At 62.7% G+C, this 17,020-nt stretch carries 21 protein-coding genes and 1 pseudogene; 8 read left to right on the forward strand and 14 right to left on the reverse strand.

The window, feature by feature from the left end:
• Positions 1-78: 78 nt before the first annotated feature.
• Positions 79-249, reverse strand: a complete 171-nt coding sequence (locus tag JI748_RS03305; protein ID WP_201635057.1) for a hypothetical protein — start codon at positions 247-249, stop codon at positions 79-81.
• On the reverse strand, positions 246-2,444 hold the full coding sequence (locus JI748_RS03310; RefSeq protein WP_201635059.1) for a heavy metal translocating P-type ATPase: 2,199 nt from the start codon (positions 2,442-2,444) through the stop codon (positions 246-248). Before JI748_RS03310 ends, JI748_RS03305 begins: the two co-directional genes overlap by 4 nt.
• Before the next feature lie 67 nt (positions 2,445-2,511).
• Between JI748_RS03310 and JI748_RS03315 the strand changes: the two genes are divergently transcribed.
• From JI748_RS03315 to nadE, 3 genes are all read left to right on the forward strand, one after another.
• Positions 2,512-2,943 carry a MerR family transcriptional regulator gene (locus JI748_RS03315; protein WP_201635061.1) on the forward strand — a complete coding sequence of 144 codons (432 nt, stop codon included), beginning with the start codon at positions 2,512-2,514 and terminating at the stop codon, positions 2,941-2,943.
• A gap of 31 nt (positions 2,944-2,974) precedes the next feature.
• Complete coding sequence (locus JI748_RS03320) at positions 2,975-3,931, forward strand: toll/interleukin-1 receptor domain-containing protein (RefSeq protein WP_201635063.1); 957 nt, start codon at positions 2,975-2,977, stop codon at positions 3,929-3,931.
• A gap of 65 nt (positions 3,932-3,996) precedes the next feature.
• Positions 3,997-4,821 carry an ammonia-dependent NAD(+) synthetase gene (gene nadE, locus JI748_RS03325; protein WP_201635065.1) on the forward strand — a complete coding sequence of 275 codons (825 nt, stop codon included), beginning with the start codon at positions 3,997-3,999 and terminating at the stop codon, positions 4,819-4,821.
• A gap of 9 nt (positions 4,822-4,830) precedes the next feature.
• On the opposite strand, the gene JI748_RS03330 is transcribed toward nadE, so the two are convergent.
• Together JI748_RS03330 and JI748_RS03335 are read right to left on the reverse strand one after the other, a co-directional pair.
• A complete protein-coding gene (locus JI748_RS03330; protein ID WP_201635067.1) occupies positions 4,831-5,262 on the reverse strand; it encodes a c-type cytochrome in 432 nt (143 codons plus the stop codon).
• Positions 5,223-5,618: a MerR family transcriptional regulator gene (locus JI748_RS03335; RefSeq protein WP_201635069.1), complete on the reverse strand. Its 396-nt coding sequence runs from the start codon at positions 5,616-5,618 to the stop codon at positions 5,223-5,225. Before JI748_RS03335 ends, JI748_RS03330 begins: the two co-directional genes overlap by 40 nt.
• Before the next feature lie 71 nt (positions 5,619-5,689).
• On the opposite strand from JI748_RS03335, the gene JI748_RS03340 reads away from it, so the two are divergent.
• Entirely contained in the window at positions 5,690-6,571 is an 882-nt protein-coding gene (locus tag JI748_RS03340; RefSeq protein WP_233280600.1) for a cation transporter, read from the forward strand.
• Positions 6,568-7,059: a signal peptidase II gene (lspA, locus tag JI748_RS03345; RefSeq protein WP_035083859.1), complete on the forward strand. Its 492-nt coding sequence runs from the start codon at positions 6,568-6,570 to the stop codon at positions 7,057-7,059. The genes JI748_RS03340 and lspA overlap by 4 nt, the downstream gene beginning before the upstream one ends.
• 4 nt (positions 7,060-7,063) lie before the next feature.
• Here lspA and JI748_RS03350 read toward each other — a convergent pair whose 3' ends face one another.
• From JI748_RS03350 to JI748_RS03360, 3 genes are read right to left on the reverse strand one after another with little or no spacing between them, the layout of a single operon-like run.
• The gene (locus JI748_RS03350) at positions 7,064-7,840 is read right to left on the reverse strand and encodes a L,D-transpeptidase family protein (RefSeq protein ID WP_233280601.1); all 777 of its coding nucleotides are present in this window, start codon (positions 7,838-7,840) and stop codon (positions 7,064-7,066) included.
• Positions 7,841-7,900: 60 nt separating this feature from the next.
• Positions 7,901-8,068 (reverse strand): hypothetical protein, encoded by a 168-nt coding sequence (locus tag JI748_RS03355; RefSeq protein WP_201635071.1) that lies wholly within the window; start codon positions 8,066-8,068, stop codon positions 7,901-7,903.
• Between the two features lie 2 nt (positions 8,069-8,070).
• A complete protein-coding gene (locus JI748_RS03360; RefSeq protein ID WP_201635073.1) occupies positions 8,071-8,763 on the reverse strand; it encodes a cation diffusion facilitator family transporter in 693 nt (230 codons plus the stop codon).
• Positions 8,764-8,938: 175 nt separating this feature from the next.
• Between JI748_RS03360 and JI748_RS03365 the strand changes: the two genes are divergently transcribed.
• The gene (locus JI748_RS03365) at positions 8,939-9,373 is read left to right on the forward strand and encodes a copper chaperone PCu(A)C (RefSeq protein WP_201635075.1); all 435 of its coding nucleotides are present in this window, start codon (positions 8,939-8,941) and stop codon (positions 9,371-9,373) included.
• A gap of 435 nt (positions 9,374-9,808) precedes the next feature.
• On the opposite strand, the gene JI748_RS17370 is transcribed toward JI748_RS03365, so the two are convergent.
• From JI748_RS17370 to JI748_RS03380, 3 genes are read right to left on the reverse strand one after another with little or no spacing between them, the layout of a single operon-like run.
• Positions 9,809-10,426: an NAD(P)-binding domain-containing protein gene (locus JI748_RS17370; protein ID WP_233280602.1), complete on the reverse strand. Its 618-nt coding sequence runs from the start codon at positions 10,424-10,426 to the stop codon at positions 9,809-9,811.
• Positions 10,423-11,082, reverse strand: coding sequence for a DsbA family protein (locus JI748_RS03375; RefSeq protein WP_201635077.1), 660 nt, complete (start codon positions 11,080-11,082; stop codon positions 10,423-10,425). Before JI748_RS03375 ends, JI748_RS17370 begins: the two co-directional genes overlap by 4 nt.
• Positions 11,079-11,501 (reverse strand): disulfide bond formation protein B, encoded by a 423-nt coding sequence (locus tag JI748_RS03380; RefSeq protein ID WP_233280603.1) that lies wholly within the window; start codon positions 11,499-11,501, stop codon positions 11,079-11,081. The genes JI748_RS03375 and JI748_RS03380 overlap by 4 nt, the downstream gene beginning before the upstream one ends.
• A gap of 126 nt (positions 11,502-11,627) precedes the next feature.
• Between JI748_RS03380 and JI748_RS03385 the strand changes: the two genes are divergently transcribed.
• Both JI748_RS03385 and JI748_RS17585 read left to right on the forward strand, forming a co-directional pair.
• Positions 11,628-11,954, forward strand: coding sequence for a hypothetical protein (locus JI748_RS03385; protein ID WP_201635078.1), 327 nt, complete (start codon positions 11,628-11,630; stop codon positions 11,952-11,954).
• 95 nt (positions 11,955-12,049) lie between these two features.
• Positions 12,050-12,238: pseudogene (locus tag JI748_RS17585) on the forward strand (heavy-metal-associated domain-containing protein); the annotation flags it as partial.
• Positions 12,239-12,345: 107 nt separating this feature from the next.
• Here the strand turns inward: JI748_RS17585 and JI748_RS03390 are convergent.
• From JI748_RS03390 to motA, 4 genes are all read right to left on the reverse strand, one after another.
• The gene (locus tag JI748_RS03390; protein ID WP_201635080.1) at positions 12,346-14,043 is read right to left on the reverse strand and encodes a peptidoglycan D,D-transpeptidase FtsI family protein; all 1,698 of its coding nucleotides are present in this window, start codon (positions 14,041-14,043) and stop codon (positions 12,346-12,348) included.
• 72 nt (positions 14,044-14,115) lie between these two features.
• Positions 14,116-14,400, reverse strand: a complete 285-nt coding sequence (locus tag JI748_RS03395) for a hypothetical protein (protein ID WP_201635082.1) — start codon at positions 14,398-14,400, stop codon at positions 14,116-14,118.
• Positions 14,401-14,554: 154 nt separating this feature from the next.
• On the reverse strand, positions 14,555-15,886 hold the full coding sequence (locus tag JI748_RS03400) for an Nramp family divalent metal transporter (RefSeq protein ID WP_201635084.1): 1,332 nt from the start codon (positions 15,884-15,886) through the stop codon (positions 14,555-14,557).
• A gap of 161 nt (positions 15,887-16,047) precedes the next feature.
• Positions 16,048-16,911: a flagellar motor stator protein MotA gene (gene motA, locus JI748_RS03405; protein WP_201635086.1), complete on the reverse strand. Its 864-nt coding sequence runs from the start codon at positions 16,909-16,911 to the stop codon at positions 16,048-16,050.
• Positions 16,912-17,020 lie beyond the last annotated feature (109 nt).

A 17,020-nucleotide genomic window follows, 5' to 3' on the forward strand; every position in this document is an offset into this window, starting at 1 on the left:
GCTGGTTTCGAAATCGCCCGGAGGCTAGTGGTGCAGGCCGCGTTCGGACATGTGACCGGATGATGCACTCGCGCGGCATCATTCGGTCGCTGCGGCGGGGGCCGCGGAAGGCGGGATGACCTCGTTCCGGGGAGCTTTGTCATGCAGCATCGGCGTCAGCACGAACCAGCCGACGATCAACACCACCGAGCCCCACAACCCTAATTGGAACAGCATCAAGGCGATAGGCGGCCTGTACCGTTGGCTCATGCGCGGCCACCTATGCCTTTCCACCCGAGCAACCGCATTGCATTCGCGGTGACGAGCACCGTAGCGCCGGTATCCGCCAGGATCGCCGGCCACAGCCCGGTGATGCCGATGACGGTGGTGACCAGGAACACTGCCTTGAGACCCAGGGCCAAGGTGATGTTCTGGCCGATGTTGGCCATGGCCGCCTTCGAAAGGCCGATCATGTCGGCGATATCGGTGACGCGTCCGTGAAGTACGGCGGCATCGGCGGTTTCCAGCGCAACGTCGGTACCCCCTCCCATCGCGATGCCGATGTCGGCCGCGGCCAAGGCAGGGGCGTCGTTGATGCCGTCGCCGACCTTGGCGACGACGCGGCCTTCAGCCTGCAGCTGGCGAACGATGGCCTGCTTGTTCTCGGGAAGCAGACCCGCACGCACTTCGATGCCGAGGTCGGAGCCGATGGCCCTTGCCGTGCGCTCGTTGTCGCCGGTGAGCATGATGGTGCGGATGTCGGATGACTTCAACACCGCCAGGCCGGCCTTCGCGTCTTGACGCGGTTCGTCGCGAATTCCGAATATGCCAGCGATCTTTCCGTCGGCCAGAAGGATCGACACCGTCTTGCCTTCGTCGTTGAGGTGGCCGATACGCGTGCGAACGTCCTCCGGTATGGACGTCTCGTTCCCGGCAGCGTCGGGGGATGCCAGCAGCACCTGGGTTCCGCCCACGTTGCCTGCAACGCCCTTGCCCGGGATCGCCCGGTTGTCGAAGGCAGGCGGGATGGGTGCGTTCGTCTCCTTCGCCTTCCTGACGATCGCCAGCGCGAGCGGGTGACTGGATCCGGTCTCAATCGCCGCAGCCATTGAGAGCAGGTTCGTTTCGGTGGAGGCGAGAGGGATGATGTCGGTGACCACCGGCTTGCCCTCGGTGAGGGTGCCGGTCTTGTCGAGGGCCACGGTGTCGATGCGACGCAGTTCCTCGAGCACGGCACCCCCCTTGAGGAGGAGGCCGCGACGGGCACCGGCGGAAAGCGCAGCGGCGATCGCTGCAGGGGTCGAGATGACCAATGCGCAGGGGCAGCCGATAAGGAGGATGGCAAGGCCCTTGTAGACCCACTCGCCCCACGAGCCGCCAAGAAGCAGCGGCGGAACGACCGCCACCAGCGCTCCGACCACCAGGACTGCAGGCGTGTAGTATTTCGAGAACCGGTCGATGAAGCGCTCCGTAGGTGCCTTGGATTCCTGCGCCTCCTCCACGAGGGCGATGACCCGAGAGATGGTGTTGTCCGCAGCCACCGCCGTCACCCGCACCTTTATTGCCGTGTCGGTGTTGATGGTGCCGGCAAAGACTGTGTCGCCGACACCCTTGCTCTTGGGCACGCTCTCGCCCGTTACCGGTGCCTCGTCGATGGCACCACGGCCTTCTACGATCTCGCCGTCCGCGGGGACGCGATCGCCAGGGCGAACCAGGACGACCTGCTTGATGGCCAGGCTGGACGCCTCGATCTCGCGCACCTGTTCTCCATCGACCAGCAAGGCTGTCTTGGGGACGAGATCCGCCAAACCCTTGATGCTTGCCCGTGCACGGCTGGCCGCGAAACCTTCCAGCATCTCGCCCACGAGGAAGAGCAGGACAACCGTAGCCGCTTCCTCAGTGGCACCGATGATCACCGCACCCACCGCGGCGATGGACATGAGCGTCTCGATGGAGAAGGGACTTCCTGCCAAGGCACCGGCAATCGCGCGGCGTCCGATGGGGACCAGACCAACCAGTAGGGCGACGAGGAACGCCCAGTGCCCTGCCTCTGGGAGAACCTGGCCGACAAGATAGGCCAGCACGAGGGCGATGCCGCAGGATATGGTCAGCATAGCCTTCCGGGTACGCCACCAAGGAACCCCTTCCTCTTCTTCCCCGTGCATATGGAGGTGTCCGCCACCGGCAGAACCATGAGCATGGTCGTCGCCATGCTCGGTTGCGGGTCGCGCCGTGGATGCATTCTGCACCTGGCGGGTGGGGTAGCCCAAGTTGGAGACACGTCGGGCAAGATCGGCGAGATCGGCGCCGTCCGAGTGCTTCACCGACATGGTGCCCGACACGACGGAAACGGATACGTCCTCGACTCCTTGGATGAGGCGTGCCGCGGTGTCCACCTTTGAAGCACAGCTGGCGCAATCCATGCCTTCAACACGGAAGCGTGTGGTTCTAATCCTTGCGTCCATCGGCAGCGACTCCTTGAATTCTCCATCATTGCCGTACATCCTCCAGTCACTATAGGAGCAAGCGGAAATGAGTCACGGCATCGCGATCGGGAAAGTTTCGGAGGCAACTGGGGTCAAGATCCCCACCATCCGGTACTACGAGCAGATCGGGTTGCTGCCGGCTCCGCCGCGCACCGAAGGGAACCGCCGGACCTATGACCGCAAGGATGCCGAGCGCCTGACCTTCATCCGGCATTCTCGCGAGCTTGGCTTCGAGATCGACCAGATCAGAACACTTCTCGACCTGCAGGATCGCCCGTATCAGTCCTGTGCCGACGCCGACACCATCGCCAAGGCTCGTCTTCTCGAAGTGAAGGACAAGATTGCCAGCCTCAAGGCACTCGGGGCCGAGCTGGAGCGGATGGTGGAAGGCTGCTCGCACGGTCGGGTCGAGAGCTGCCAGGTCATCGAGATCCTCGCCGACCATGGCAAGTGCAGGCACCACCAGCACGACGCCTGATCCGTTCCCTCACGCGTGTCCAGAAGCAACCATGACCACAGTGTTCTTTTCCTACTCCCATCGTGACGAACTGCTCCGCGATCAACTGGAGACCCAGTTGGCCATGCTTAAACGCCAGGGCGTGATCGAGACTTGGCACGACCGGCGCATCGTTGCTGGGGAGAAACTCGACGGTTCGATCAGTGCGGAACTCCGGAGTGCCGAGATAGTGCTCCTGCTGGTGAGTCCCGACTTCCTGGCATCGGACTACTGCTACGACAAGGAAATGACCGTCGCCCTGGATCGGCAGGCCAGAGGTGAAGCCATCGTCATCCCGGTCATCCTTCGACCCTGCGAATGGCACCATGCTCCCTTCGGCAAGCTGCGGGCCACACCTTCGGACGGCAAGCCGGTGACGCAATGGCCAGACCGGGATGTGGCCATGCTCGACGTGGTCAAGGACATCAGGAAAGCGGCGGGGCGATTCGTCAACCCGGCTCCGTCCCACCCGGAGCCTGGAAGATCGGTTTCGTCCACGACCGCGGTTGCGTCGCACCCAAGGTCCAGCAACCTTCGCTTGGCGAAGAGCTTCACCGATCGGGACAAGGACCGTTTCAGGGTGGAAGCCTTCGAGTTCCTGGCGAAATATTTCGAGAACTCCCTGCTGGAGCTGGCCCAGCGCAACGACGGCATCGACGGCGATTTCCGGCGGATCGACACCAACCGTTTCACCGCGGCGGTCTACCGAGGCGGGAAGGCCATCACCCGTTGCACGATCTTCATGGGCGGCGGGTTCTCAACGAACGGCATCAGCTATGTCGATGGGGAAACCATGGAGTCGAACGGCTATAACGAGAACCTCAGAGTGGATGCCGACGAGCAGTCGATGTTCCTGCGCAGCATGGGCATGCGCTCGTTCGGCGGCCAAAGCGAGGAGCACCTCACGCTCGAGGGAGCTGCCGAAATCTACTGGTCCATGTTCATTGCGCGAATGCAGGGTGACAAGTAGATGAACCGCTCCTTGGAACGGGGCGTCCAGACCATGAACAGGGCGGATGAAAGGAAGCCGGGACAATGAGCACGCAAGCCCAGATCATCACCGAATTGGGCGTCGCTCCGGCGTTCGATGCGCCTGCCGAAGCGAAGCGACGGGTGGCGTTCCTCAAGGATTACCTCGTGCGCTCCCGACTTGCCACCTATGTCCTGGGCATCAGCGGCGGCATCGACTCCACCACGGCGGCCTTGCTCGCGCAGCGTGCCGCCCGTGAACTTAGGGCGGAAGGGCATGAAGCTCGGTTTGTCGCGGTGCGGCTGCCATACGGGGTGCAGGCCGACGAGAAGGATGCCCGGGCGGCGTTGGCGGCGATCGATCCTGACCAGACCTTCACCGTGAACATCAAGCCTGCTGCTGACGCCATGTGGCAACAGATCCGTGCAGCCGGTTTCGAGCCCGAGAATGAGGGACGGGAGGACTTCCTGCTCGGCAACGTCAAGGCGAGGCAGCGGATGATCGCCCAGTTCGCCCTGGCGGGAGGTCTAAAGGGCCTCGTCATCGGCACCGACCATGCCGCCGAGGCGGTCATGGGCTTCTTCACCAAATTCGGCGACGGGGCCGCCGATATCCTGCCTTTGGCCGGCCTGAACAAGCGGAGGGTCCGCGCCATAGCTGCCCACCTCGGCGTGCCGTCGGAGCTGGTGTTCAAGGTGCCTACAGCGGATCTCGAGGACAATGCTCCTTTGCGGCCCGACGAAGACGCCTATGGGGTTACGTACGACGAGATCGACGATTTCCTCGAAGGCAGGGCGGTTCCCGATTTCGCCCGCGATCGGATCGTGAACGCCTATCGCGCGACCGCCCACAAGCGAGCCCTTCCGGTCGCCGCCAACGCCCCGGCCTGACGGTGATGTCTACGGTCGGAGCGGGTCCGAAGCGGACTTGGCGGCCTGCACGTCGCGCTGGCGTTCGGGCCAAGTGCTCTTGATGTAGTCGAGCACGGCGGCGATCTCGCCGTCGTCGAGCACCGCACCGAAGCCTGGCATGTCGGTCTCGTAGCCGGGCATCATGGCCGCCGGCCCTTCCTTGACGATCCGGAACAGTTGCCGGTCGGAGTGGTGCCAGGTGTGGCCGGTCGCGTCGTGGGGCGGTGCCGGCAGGCGCCCGGTCGGCAGCCGCCGCTTCCAGTGCGGCTGACCTTCGAGGTTCGCGCCATGGCAGCTTGCGCAATGGTCGACATAGACCTGCCTGCCGGAAACGTCTTCGGCAAGGGCCGCCCCCTCCGCTCCCGCCAAGGCGACCGCGATCAGAACGGCGAGGTGTTGAGCGCTTCGATGACGCGACATTCAGCGACGACCCCTTTCCGGCATTCGGCGACCATCCGCGACAATTCTGCTCGCAGGCTCTGCAACTGCGCCAGGCGGCGTTCGACCTCGTCCAGTTGAGCCTGGGCGATTCGGCTGGCATCGGTGCAGGAGGCCTCGGGCTGTTCCTGCAAGGCCAGCAAGGTGCGAATGGACTGCAGGTCGAAGCCCAGGTCCCGGGCGTGGCGAATGAAACCGAGGCGGCGGACGTCGGCTTCGCCATAGACGCGGCGCCCGTTGCCCTGGCGGGCCGGGAGGGGCAGCACGCCCGCCCGTTCGTAGTAGCGGATGGTCTCGACATTGACCCCCGCGTTGCGGGATAGATCCCCTATCTGCATTTCCTGCTTGCTCCTGTAGTGACTACAGGTTGTAGCCTCTGCACCAAATCGTCTCAAGAAGGAGCAAGGGCATGAGCGCTGCTGCCGAAACCGTACGCTACCAAGTCACCGGGATGGACTGCTCATCCTGCGCCGCCAAGATCGAAGGGGCCGCCCGCAAGGTTGAAGGCGTTCAGGACGTAAAGGTCTCCATCGCATCGCAGGTCATGACGCTGGAAGTCGACGACCCGAGCCGCCGTCTGCCGGTGCTCGAGACCGCCGTGACCGATCTGGGTTACCAGCTTGACCGCATCGGCGTCCGCAAGGATTCTGGCTCCGAGCATGACCACGACGAGGACGGTGACGACGACGACCACATTCCGGACCTTTCCCATGTCACGCCGGCCTACAAGCGGGCCCTCTGGATCGTCGTTCTGCTCAACGTCGGATACGGCATCGTCGAGATCGCCGGCAGCTTCATCGCCGGCTCCCAAGCCCTGCAGGCCGATTCCCTCGACTTCCTCGGCGATGGGCTGATCTCGTTCCTGGGCCTGATCGCCGTGGGCTGGGGCCTTGCCGCCCGTGCCAAGGCGGCCCTGCTGCAAGGCATCTTCCTTGGCCTTCTGGGACTGGGCGTGGTCGCCTCCACCGTCTATCGCGTCTTCATCGAGCACCAGCCGGAGAGCCTCTTGATGGGTGGGTTCGCGTTGGTGGCCTTCGTCGTCAACGTGCTGGCCGCAGTGGTGCTGATCCCGCACCGCAAGGGCGATGCCAACATGCGCGCGGTGTGGCTGTTCTCCCGCAACGACGCCATCGGCAACCTCGCCGTGGTCGCCGCCGCGGGTGCGGTCTGGTGGACCGGGTCGCAATGGCCGGATCTGATCGTCGCCTTCGCCGTCGCGGGCCTTTTCCTGCAATCGGCCTGGTCGATCATCCGCGATGCGAGGTCTGACCTACGGCAGGCTGGCCGATGAGCAATCGCGACTCCTCGCTCTTCCTCGTTCTGGGCGTCATCGGCGTGGACGCCTCCACCAAGGAGGCCGCCCTGATGTACCTCGACGGGGCTGGCGTGCCGGTGCTGCCGGTGTTGAACCTTACCCTGGGATTCAATACCGGCGTGAGCTTTGGCATGTTCGCCGCGGACGGGCCCGGGGGCTGGTGGGCCATCGTCCTCGTGACCCTCGTGGTGTCCGCAGTGGTCGCCTGGCTGTGGCACAGGAGCCGTGGACGACTCGAGCGCTTTGGCTACGCCGCCATCCTGGGCGGGGCACTGGGCAATCTCGTCGACCGCATTCCCGATGGCGCGGTCACCGACTTCATCGACCTGCACGCGGGCGGCTGGCACTTTCCCACCTTCAACCTGGCCGACGTCGGCATCACCGCCGGCGTCGTCATGCTGCTGATGGCGACCATCACCGGCGCCTTCGCGGGCCGTACCGCCCCCGGTGCCGGGCGCCCTTAACCCATCAAAGGGCCGCCATGGTCGAGAGCGGCGCGACGGGGCAGGTTCCGTTGGGATCGAGCGGAGCGGCGCCCGTGCGGTTGAACACGTAGCGCTTCTCGCACACGTCCACCGCCGGCAACTGCAGCGTGCGGTCGAAAATGTCCGTGCCCTCCTTGAGGTTGCGCCAGAAGGGGACATGGGGGCTGGCGGCGTGCCGCGCGAGATTTGCCTCCGTCATGCGGAATGGCAGCAACTGCAGCTGCACGGACCGATTGCCGCCCCTGAAGCTCTCGCGAACCATGGCGTAGAGTTCCTTGATGCCGTCGTCGGTCATGGCGTAGCAACCCACCGACTTGCAGTCGCCGTGGATCATCAGGTAGCTGCCGGTGCGGCCCCAGGCCTGGTCGAATTTGTTCGGGAAGCCGACGTTAAACGACAGGAAGTATGTCGACTTCGGGTTCATCAAGGCAGGAGTGACGTCGTAGAAGCCTTCCGGCGACTGGTAGTCGCCTTCTTGGATCTTCGGTCCGAGCGCGCCCGACCACTTGCAGATCGGATAGGTCTTGAGCAGTGCGTACTGGCCGCTGCTGGTCCGCTTCCAGACCTCGAGTTCGGAACTCTCCTTGAAGACCCGGATCATCATCGGTTCAATTGGTGAGGAGCCGATAGCCGCCATCTGTTCGACCAGCGCCTTAGGCAGAGGGACGTTGTGGCGATTGTCGCCAACGAACTGGCTGCAGCCGGCCAGCACGACAGCGGCGATGACGAGTGCGGTGGCTTGGATGAATCGAGCGAGCATGGGGAGGTCCGGTTCAGTTCCTGGCAACCATAGGCAAGGAGGGTTACCCCTTCGTGAGCCTCACCCTCCGGACTTGGGAACAATGTCGCGATCGTGTTCGACCTTGCCGGCCAACTCCATCTCGATGGTGGCGTGCTCCACGTCGAACTGGTCGTGCAAGCTCTCCTTGAGCGCCTCCTTCAGGTCCGTGGCGGCGGCGAGATCGTTGCGATCGGTCGCAAGATGCACTTCTATCGCCGTCCGGCCTTCGCTGATCTGCAGACATGGAGATGATGGACATCGACGACGCCGTCCGCGGCCCGCAGATGCCGCACCAGGCCGGCATGATCAAAGCCCTTGGGAGCACTGTCCATCAGCACCGCTATCGATTCGCGGATCTCCGTCGAACCGTGGACCAGGACGTAGACGGCGATCAGGGCAGTTACGGCGGGATCGACCCAGGATGCCGATGGTCCCCAGATCATGATGGCCATGCCGCTGGCGATCACCGCAACGGTACCCAGCGCATCGGCGATCATGTGGAGGAAGGTGCTGCGGACGTTGAGGCTGCCGAGATCTTTGCGGAGCACCCACGCTGCGAGCAGGTCCTCGATCAAGGCGATGACGCCAACGATCAGGACCGTGGTAGGGACGACTTCCACCGGTTCCAGGAAGCGGCTGCCGGCTTCCCACAGCAGATAGAGACCGATCATGATCAACGTCGTGAGATTGATGAGCGCGCCAACGGTTTCTGCCCGGGCATAGCCGAAGGTTAGCCTCTCGTTTGCGACCCGCTGGGCGATGCGCCAGGCAATATAGGATACCAGAACCGAGCCGGCGTCCGACAGGTTGTGCGCTGCGTCCGCGATCAGGGCGAGCGAGCCGGAGATGGTCCCGCCCATCACCTCTGCGACAGCAATGCCGAGGTTGAGCGCCAAGGCCACGAGCAGCCTCCTTCCTTGCCCTTTGTCCCGGTCCGTCGTTGCTCCGTGCGAATGTGGCATTCAAACCTCACTGACTGATACAGCGTAGATGCTCTAGCCGCTGGAGGAGCAAGCGACTTGTCGCACCATGTCCTTCGCCGTTGCCGTCCTGCTGCAACGGTGCCAGTGTGTGGTCATGAAGAAAGAAATCTTGGCACTGCTGCTGAACGGATGGGTGGTGACCTCGACCGGGTCAGAACTGCCGGTTGCAGTCGTAGATGGTCTGGTGATCGAGGAGGCCTGGGTGCGCGCGCAGCCCGGTGGTGCCGAGATCTACCTCGTCATCAACAACCGCAACATCACCGCCATAGGCCCCGTGCAGATCGACGTTCCCGGGGCAGCTACGACCCGGGTTACGAGGCCGGACGGTAAGGAGTTCGAGCCGACCCTGCCGCCACATGCCGAGCTCTACATGCAGCCGGATGGCGTTCGCGTCGAAGCCTTGGGTCTTTCGGTCGCCGAGAGCGTGCCGGTAAGAGTCTCGTTGGGCGAAGCCGAGATCGTCGTCAACGCAACCGTTCTCGGTATCGAGGATCCGCTGCCGGACCACCACGACTACGTTCACTCCTGACTTAGCTGTCGCACGATAGTATCGACGACCACCTTCGAGTCGCTGCTCGCGCCCAGGATCAATGCGATGCCCTGTTCCGCTGCCACGGCCTGCCGAGATAGTGTAGTCCTTCCGTTCCGGCAGGGACTTCGATCCGATCGTCCGCATGCCGGTATCCGACTGCCCAGATGACTGTCCTGACATCGGCTCGGCTTCCGTTCGAGAAGAGTGCTGTCTTCCCGGCGGCTTCGACGAGTCTGGGGCGGATACTCACGCCATGACTGCGAAGAGAGGCAAGGCTTCTGCCGCGATCCGGAAAGGGATCTGTTCGACGCATCAGGCGTCCCACCGGAGACGACGCTGACGCAGAAAGCAGACCCAAACGGTCCAACAGGGTCCATGTGCCGATGCCGAACAGGCGCTCCGGAAAAAGCCGCCGGGTTTTGCCAGTAGCTATCAGCACTTCATGAGTTGCCCCAGTTCCATCGCGATGTCCCGCCCGGAGGCGCCGTCTCCCACAACCAGCACTGGTCCCTTGCCGACGCTCAGGGGCGAGCGATAGCTGGCCGCCGTCAGTTGCTTGACCCCTTGGGTGAAGCCTGACGAGATCGACGGGACAGCAGCCTGCTGGAATGCGCCAGTGCTTACGAGGACGGCCCGACTGTTAATTACGGTGCCGTCGTCCATATGGGCAGCGGACTCGACGGATTCAGACTTTCCAAGGCGAACCACCCGAGAGCCGCTCCGGATCGGCAGCCGGTTGACCGTGGCATAGCGATCTAGGTAGTCGGCAAACTCGAGGCGTCCCGCGTATCCTTCCGGATCGCCTCCGGGATCAAGCCCAGGAAGAGCACTCAATCGTCTTGGCGTGAACAGGGTCAAGCAGTGATACCGGCGTCTCCAGCTGTTGCCGATGCGTTCCGAAGCGTCGACAACCAGATGGGATACACCGGCCTTCGCGAGGCGGTACGATGTGGCCAGGCGGCCTGCCCGCCACCTATGACCAGTACGTCGGGGTTGCTCACCATCCCATGATGAATATGAGACCGAGGATTCGGTGACAAGGACGGTCATCGAGCGCCTGAAGCGGCCACCTCGCTGGCGACGAGTTCCGCCAAGGCTTGTGGGTCCGGCTGCGCAATCGGCTTCCCATTCACGAAGAACGTCGGCGTCTGCTGCACGTTCAGAGCTTGGACATCCGCCATGTCGGCATTGATGACGCCTGTCATGCCTGGCCGCATGGTGTCCTGCCTCGCCTGCTCGACGTCAAGTCCTGCTTCACCCGCGATGCTCCAGGCAAGCTCGAGATCCGGTGCGCCGTGGGCGGCCCATTCCGGCTGGCGGGCCAACATTGCCTCGAGGACAGGAATGAACTTGTCCTGCAGCCGTGCCGCCTCGAGGATCTTGACTGCGGTGTCGGAGCCATCGTGGAACGGAGCGTAGCGGAGCACCAGCTTCACTTGGCCGGGGTGACGGTCCATGACCTGCTTGACTATAGGATAAAACGCCCGACAGGCCTCGCAGCTCGGATCGAAGAACTCGCTGATCGTCACCGGCGCGTCCTCGGGACCGATGGCCGGTGAATGCGGGCGGACATACGGGACCCCTTGGAACGTTGCTACCACGGGCGATGTGGGTTGAGCCGGTGCCGGACGGTAGAACCAGGCAGCAGTCCCGAAGACGGCGATTGCGATGAGCGCGACCGCAACAACGGCCAGGCGTTTGTTCATGGACTTTTCCTCACGAAGGGCAAGAGCAGGAGCGAGATGCCGGCAAAGGCGACGGCGGACAGGTACGGGATCGGAAATCCCATGATCAACATGCCGGCTCCGGAACAGGATGGACCACTGACTGAGCAGGGCACGATGGGCGAGGGGATGAGACCCGACAATTGAAGGGAATGGTATCCTGCGATGATCAGACCGATCGTCGACAGGGGCAGCGCATATCGCCAGGCGCCGCGATCGCCCCGAAAGGCAGCGACTCCGAGTATCAGCACCAGGGGGAACATGGCGATGCGCTGGTACCAGCACAGGGTGCATGGCATCTGACCCATCACCTCGCCGATGAACAACGCCCCCATCGTCGCGCTCAGCGCCAGGAGCCATGCTGCGAGCATACGCGTCCAATATTGAGATCGGTCCGACATGAGTTCTCCTTCGACGGAAAGGCGTACGATCTACAGTGGCTAGAGGAGCAAGGGAATTTTCGTCGCAACCCTCTTGCTTCCCTAGCCACTGTAGAGTGCAGCCTCCATCCTCAAGGAGGAACAACGGTGAAAATAGGAGATATCCCCCGCACCCCTACGGTGCTGCTTGCCACGACGTTCACGGCCTTGCTCCTAGGAGTACGCTATTGGTCTCTCGAACTCGCGACGATGCTGGTCTTCACCACCGGGTCTGTCACCGGCCTGGTGTTTTTCGTGCTTCGTCCGGCCACGATCGAGTTCGTTGAGAACAAGTGGCCGTATATTGTCTGCCTTGTTCTGTTTGTCGTTCATCGGGTCGAGGAATACCTATCTGGCTTCTTCGATGCGCTCGCCCGGCTCACTGGGGTCGACAAACCCCGGATCGAGCCCGAGGGAGCCCGGACGGCTCTGTAAAACCCCTGGATGTCCTTCTGGGCAGGCAATGGCAAGCCAAGCTCCATGAGAATGGACCGATATGGCTGGCAAGGTCACCTTCGAGGCATAGGGCCATGGGTACCGGCGAGAAGCTGACGGTGCCTATCGCCGGGTTGGGCTGCGACGGCTGCGTCGCGGCCGTGGAGAATGTGGTGAACCGCCTACCCGGCGTGGCCTGTGCCGGGGTGTCGTTGTCGGGGGCCAGCCTTACCTTGAGGATCGGAGAAGGTTTCGACCACGAGCAGCTGGTTCGCTGCCTGGATGCTCTCGGGTATTCGGTATCCTCCGCGCCAGCCATCCGTCGATGGACTATTCTACATGCCCGTGCAGCTGCAACAGCTGGTGAATTCATTTTCCATCTACTGGCGATTCAGCCCCCTAGATCTGCGAGGATGGCGTCATCGTTGCTCTTGCTGTCCGCGGGTGCAATGCCAAGCATTGGCGCTGCCCGGGCGATGATGCGACCGGAAACCTCGCCGGCGTTCCAGCCGGCGGTGTTACCCGACTGCGGAGTTTCCGGCTCCGCCTCGTCGATCAGGATCAACATCACGTATCGAGGCGCTTCCATCGGAAAGGCCGCCACGAAGACATTGAGGTTTTTGCCCTGTCCGTAGCGTCCGTCGACGACTTTCTCGGCGGTGCCCGTCTTGCCTCCGACCCGGTAGCCGACAGCGATCTTGTTCATTCGCGACCCGGAGCCGACGATGGCGTTGAAGCGGAGAAGCTCCCTCATCTGGGCGCTGGTTTCTGGTTTTATCACTTGCGTTGCAAGCGCCAGCGCTTCCTCTTCGGTCCTGGGGTAGAACGTTGGCTGCAGCAGTCTGCCGCCGTTCACGAATGCGCCCAGCGCCCGAGCCATGTGCAACGGCGAAATGCCGAAGCCATGACCGAAGGACGCAGTGGCCGCGACAACTTCCGAGAATTGGTCTGGCACATTCGGCGGTGCCTTCTCGGGCAATTCGGTGACCAGTGGCGCATCGAACCCGATGCGGGTGAAGAAATCGCGGTACCGATCCTCTCCCATCGCTTGCATCAGCCGAATCGTGCCCACGTTGGACGAGTAGCGGAAAATTTCGGGCACGCTCAGGATGCGGTTCTGGCCCTTGAAGTCGTTGATGGCTTGGCGCCCGAACCGGACCGGGAAACGAGCGTCGAAGGAGTCTTCGAGCGTGACCGCGCCGCTGTCGAGCGAGGCGGCGAACGAGACGGTCTTCACGACCGATCCCAATTCGAAGTTGCCCGCCGTCATTCGATTGAAGCTGCCTTCCTCAAGAGCCGATGCCGGAGAGTTGGGATCGAAATCGGGAAGTGATACCATCGCCATGATCTCCCCCGTGACCGCGTCCATCATGACCCCGCCGGCGGCGATCGATTTGTAGCGGCTGATCGCGTCGACCAGTTCAGTACGCATGGCATGCTGCACCCTCATGTCGATCGAGAGCCGGATGGGGCTTAACTCTTGGCCGCGGGCAAGGCCGAATGCCTGAAGCGCCGCGACCCCTGCATCGTCGATCCCTCGCTCGATCCCTGCTATGCCTTGGCTATCGATGTTGACCGCGCCCAAAACATGGGCCGCATCCGATCCGCCGGGGTAGAAACGCTTGCTCTCCGTCAGGAAGTCGATGCCCGGTAGCCCCAGGCGCATGATGCTGTCGCGGACGGACGGGGTAAGCTCCCGCTTGATCCATACGAACCCACGGTCGCCGGTGAGGCGGGATCTGAGCCAGGTGGCATCGATCTCGGGCAGCACGCCTCGTATCTTGATTACCGCTTCTTCGACGTCCACGATCCGCCGCGGTTCCGCGTAGAGGGATGGGACGCGTATATCCACTGCCATGGCGATGCCGTTGCGGTCCAGGATCGGCGGCCTCGAAGCTTCTATTTCGCTCACCGTCCTTCCTTCTATCGTCATCTCAGTGCGGTGCGTCCCCAGTTGGACCAGTCGCGCACCGATCACGACGAAGCCTACGAAGACCAAGAGCATGGTGATCGCGAGCCGTCGTCGCGTGACGGATTCGCGCAGGGTGTTCGTCCCCCGAATGACGAGGGCATCGTCGGCAGTATACAAGGTATTCATCCGAGCTGAGGGGCGCGTCAGCGCCGCCGTTGAGACAAGGCCGCCATGCGCTGCGTTGCCGACTCAGATGTATGAAGGAGGTCTATCGGGAGAGTAGTCGCGACGGTCGCCCCGGTCCGGCACCGCATGGGATGGCCAGCGGATGACGATGCCGATCGAGGCGGAATGCGTCGTTGACCGACCGGCCTCATCCACCGTCAACTTGTGCGGGCAATGGGCATGGGAGTGCTCTACGGCTTCGTTCAGGTCCACCCCAAGGTCGGTCCCAATCGTGGCATGCTCGGTGACGCAGCGGTCGTGGCTCGACGGGGATGCACCGATGGGAACGGCGAAAGCGGCAGGTGCCATCGCGAGCAACGCGAACGCCACGCACAGCCTGACCATCCATGTGGTGCACCACCGACCCATGGCTCTATCTCGCAATCGAAACGTTAACTCCTGGTTACCGAAAGGCGTCCCTGGACGCGCGACCAAGCCTCGTGACTATCCTCCTCCCGTTTCATTAGAGGATGAAGTCGAGGAGAAGCTTCACGTTGAGGCCGGCGATGACGAGGGCGATCAGAACCGCCAAGGCCACGAGCCACTTCGGTGCGACGAGTTCTCCCATCTTCCTCTTGTCCGCGGTGAACATGACCAGCGGGAAGACCGCGAAGGATAGCTGCAGGCTGAGGACCACCTGCGTCAGAATAAGGAGCTGAGCGGTACCCGATTGTCCGAACCAGATGGTGACGCCAGCGGCGGGCACGATCGCGATGATACGCGTGATGAGCCGCCGCAGCCATGGTGCCAACCTGATATGCAGGAACCCCTCCATCACGATCTGCCCGGCCAAGGTTGCCGTCACCGTGGAGTTGATGCCACAACAGAGCAGGGCGATACCGAACAGTGTCGGTGCTATGGCCAGCCCCAGCATGGGCGCGAGCAGGTTATGGGCCTCGCCCAACTCCGCCACCTCCGTGTTGCCGGCGACGTTGAAGGTCGCGGCGGCAAGGATAAGGATAGAGGCATTGACCAGGAGGGCGAACATCAGAGCCACGGTGGAGTCGATGGTCGCGAACTTCAGTGCCTCCCGTTTCTCCGGCAAGGTATCGCCGTAGTCGCGCGTCTGGACGATGCCGGAGTGAAGATAGAGGTTGTGCGGCATCACCGTGGCCCCCAGGATTCCAAGGGCCAGATAGAGCATCTCGGGATTGGTCACTATCTCGGTGGTCGGGGCGAAGCCGCGGATGACGTTACCCCAATCCGGGTCCGCCAGGGCGATCTGGACGATGAAGCAGCCCGCGATCACGGCAAGCAGAGCGATAATCAATGCCTCCACCCAGCGAAACCCCAGTTTCTGCAGATAGAGGATCAGGAACACGTCTAGTGCGGTGATGACGACGCCGATCTCGAGCGGGATGCCGAAGATCAAATTCAGACCGATCGCCGTGCCGATCACCTCGGCGATGTCGGTAGCGATGATGGCGATCTCGGCGAGAAACCAGAGAACGTAGCCCACCGGCTTTGGGAAGGCGTCGCGACAGGCCTGGGCGAGGTCGCGTCCGGACGCGATAGCAAGGCGGGCGCACAGGGATTGCAGCACGATGGCCATGATGTTGGATACCAGCGCCACGATCAGCAGGGTGTAGCCGAACCGCGAACCGCCAGCGATGGACGTTGCCCAGTTGCCCGGGTCCATGTAGCCAACGGCAACGAGGTATCCAGGCCCGAGAAACGCCGCCGCCCTGCGCCAGGTCGAAGCGCTTTGCTTGACCGCGATCGATCTGTGCACGTCCGCTAGCGATGCATTGCCACGTGACGCGCGCCACCCGCCGAACCCCCAACCAGCGTCCATTTAAGTCCTAACGCTTCTGCAAGCCATTTGCATATGCTTGTTGCGAATGGTTCGCAAGAGATATCGGATGTGTGCGGCAGATCCGGGTCTATGACCTACCGTCACTGCCACAAACAACGAAGCCCGCCGAAGCGGGCTTGATGATTGCGGTGGTTGTCGGGTCAGGCGGTGGCTGGCAGGTTCTGCGTCGCCGAGTCCACTTCTTCAAAGGAAGGGCGGACATCGGTCATCAGCGCCTTGCGGGCGAACTCGATCGCCATCACCGGCGGCTGTCCCGAGATATGGGCGAGGAGGCCGGTCTTGAGCGACAGGAAATACTTGGACTCGGCCTCGTAGGTGCCTCGAAGCGACTGAGCCATGGGCCCGAACAGGCCATAGGCGATGAACACGCCGAAAAAGGTGCCGACGAGAGCGCCGCCGATCATGTGGCCCAGCACTTCGGGCGGTTCGTTGATCGCGCCCATGGTCTTGATCACGCCGAGAACGGCGGCGACGATGCCGAGGGCCGGGGTGCCGTCCGCCAGGGATTGAAGCGCACCTACCATTCGCTCCTGCTCCTGATGATGCGTCTCGAGCTCCTCGTCCATCAGGGCTTCCATCTCGTGGACGTTGTTGGTGCCCATGGTCACCATGCGCATGTAGTCGCAGACGAACTCGACGGCATGGTGGTTCTTGGCGAACGTCGGGAAGGCGTTGAAGAGGCTGGAATTCTTCGGATCCTCGACATGGGGCTCAATGCCGAGGATGCCTTTCTGCTGGATCAGCTTGTACATCGCGAACTGCATGCCAAGCAGTTCAAGGTACGCCTTCTTGTTGTAGGCCGGACCCTTGAAGATCTTGCCCAGCATCGAGAAGCTGCCCTTGAGGACGGCGCCTTGGTTGCCGATGATGAAGGCACCGATCGCGGCGCCGAGAATGATCACGTACTCCCACGGCTGCACCAGCACCTCGAGATGTCCACCCATGGCGGCATAGCCGCCGAACACGCAAAGGAGGATGACGACAAGTCCGGCAAGGAGACGCATGGATCACTAGTGAGGTTGGCCTGAAGCCTGTGGGGACCGGGAATGCAGGCGTACTTCGCAGTCTCCGCGAGTAACCTTAATCTACCGTAAAGGGCCGTTGCCGCATGGT

Source organism: Devosia rhizoryzae (assembly GCF_016698665.1).
In the GTDB taxonomy this organism is placed as follows: domain Bacteria; phylum Pseudomonadota; class Alphaproteobacteria; order Rhizobiales; family Devosiaceae; genus Devosia; species Devosia rhizoryzae.

Coding starts and splice junctions, on each gene's coding strand:
- motA (WP_201635086.1), bottom strand. CDS start 16,911: ATGCGTCTCCTTGCCGGACTTGTCGTCATCCTCCTTTGCGTGTTCGGC.
- JI748_RS03395 (WP_201635082.1), bottom strand. CDS start 14,400: ATGGCACCTGCCGCTTTCGCCGTTCCCATCGGTGCATCCCCGTCGAGC.
- nadE (WP_201635065.1), top strand. CDS start 3,997: ATGAGCACGCAAGCCCAGATCATCACCGAATTGGGCGTCGCTCCGGCG.
- JI748_RS03335 (WP_201635069.1), bottom strand. CDS start 5,618: ATGCAGATAGGGGATCTATCCCGCAACGCGGGGGTCAATGTCGAGACC.
- JI748_RS03400 (WP_201635084.1), bottom strand. CDS start 15,886: ATGGACGCTGGTTGGGGGTTCGGCGGGTGGCGCGCGTCACGTGGCAAT.
- JI748_RS03320 (WP_201635063.1), top strand. CDS start 2,975: ATGACCACAGTGTTCTTTTCCTACTCCCATCGTGACGAACTGCTCCGC.
- JI748_RS17370 (WP_233280602.1), bottom strand. CDS start 10,426: ATGACCGTCCTTGTCACCGAATCCTCGGTCTCATATTCATCATGGGAT.
- JI748_RS03365 (WP_201635075.1), top strand. CDS start 8,939: ATGAAGAAAGAAATCTTGGCACTGCTGCTGAACGGATGGGTGGTGACC.
- JI748_RS03340 (WP_233280600.1), top strand. CDS start 5,690: ATGAGCGCTGCTGCCGAAACCGTACGCTACCAAGTCACCGGGATGGAC.
- JI748_RS03380 (WP_233280603.1), bottom strand. CDS start 11,501: ATGTCGGACCGATCTCAATATTGGACGCGTATGCTCGCAGCATGGCTC.
- JI748_RS03330 (WP_201635067.1), bottom strand. CDS start 5,262: ATGTCGCGTCATCGAAGCGCTCAACACCTCGCCGTTCTGATCGCGGTC.
- JI748_RS03305 (WP_201635057.1), bottom strand. CDS start 249: ATGAGCCAACGGTACAGGCCGCCTATCGCCTTGATGCTGTTCCAATTA.
- JI748_RS03375 (WP_201635077.1), bottom strand. CDS start 11,082: ATGAACAAACGCCTGGCCGTTGTTGCGGTCGCGCTCATCGCAATCGCC.
- lspA (WP_035083859.1), top strand. CDS start 6,568: ATGAGCAATCGCGACTCCTCGCTCTTCCTCGTTCTGGGCGTCATCGGC.
- JI748_RS03350 (WP_233280601.1), bottom strand. CDS start 7,840: ATGCTCGCTCGATTCATCCAAGCCACCGCACTCGTCATCGCCGCTGTC.
- JI748_RS03310 (WP_201635059.1), bottom strand. CDS start 2,444: ATGGACGCAAGGATTAGAACCACACGCTTCCGTGTTGAAGGCATGGAT.
- JI748_RS03315 (WP_201635061.1), top strand. CDS start 2,512: ATGAGTCACGGCATCGCGATCGGGAAAGTTTCGGAGGCAACTGGGGTC.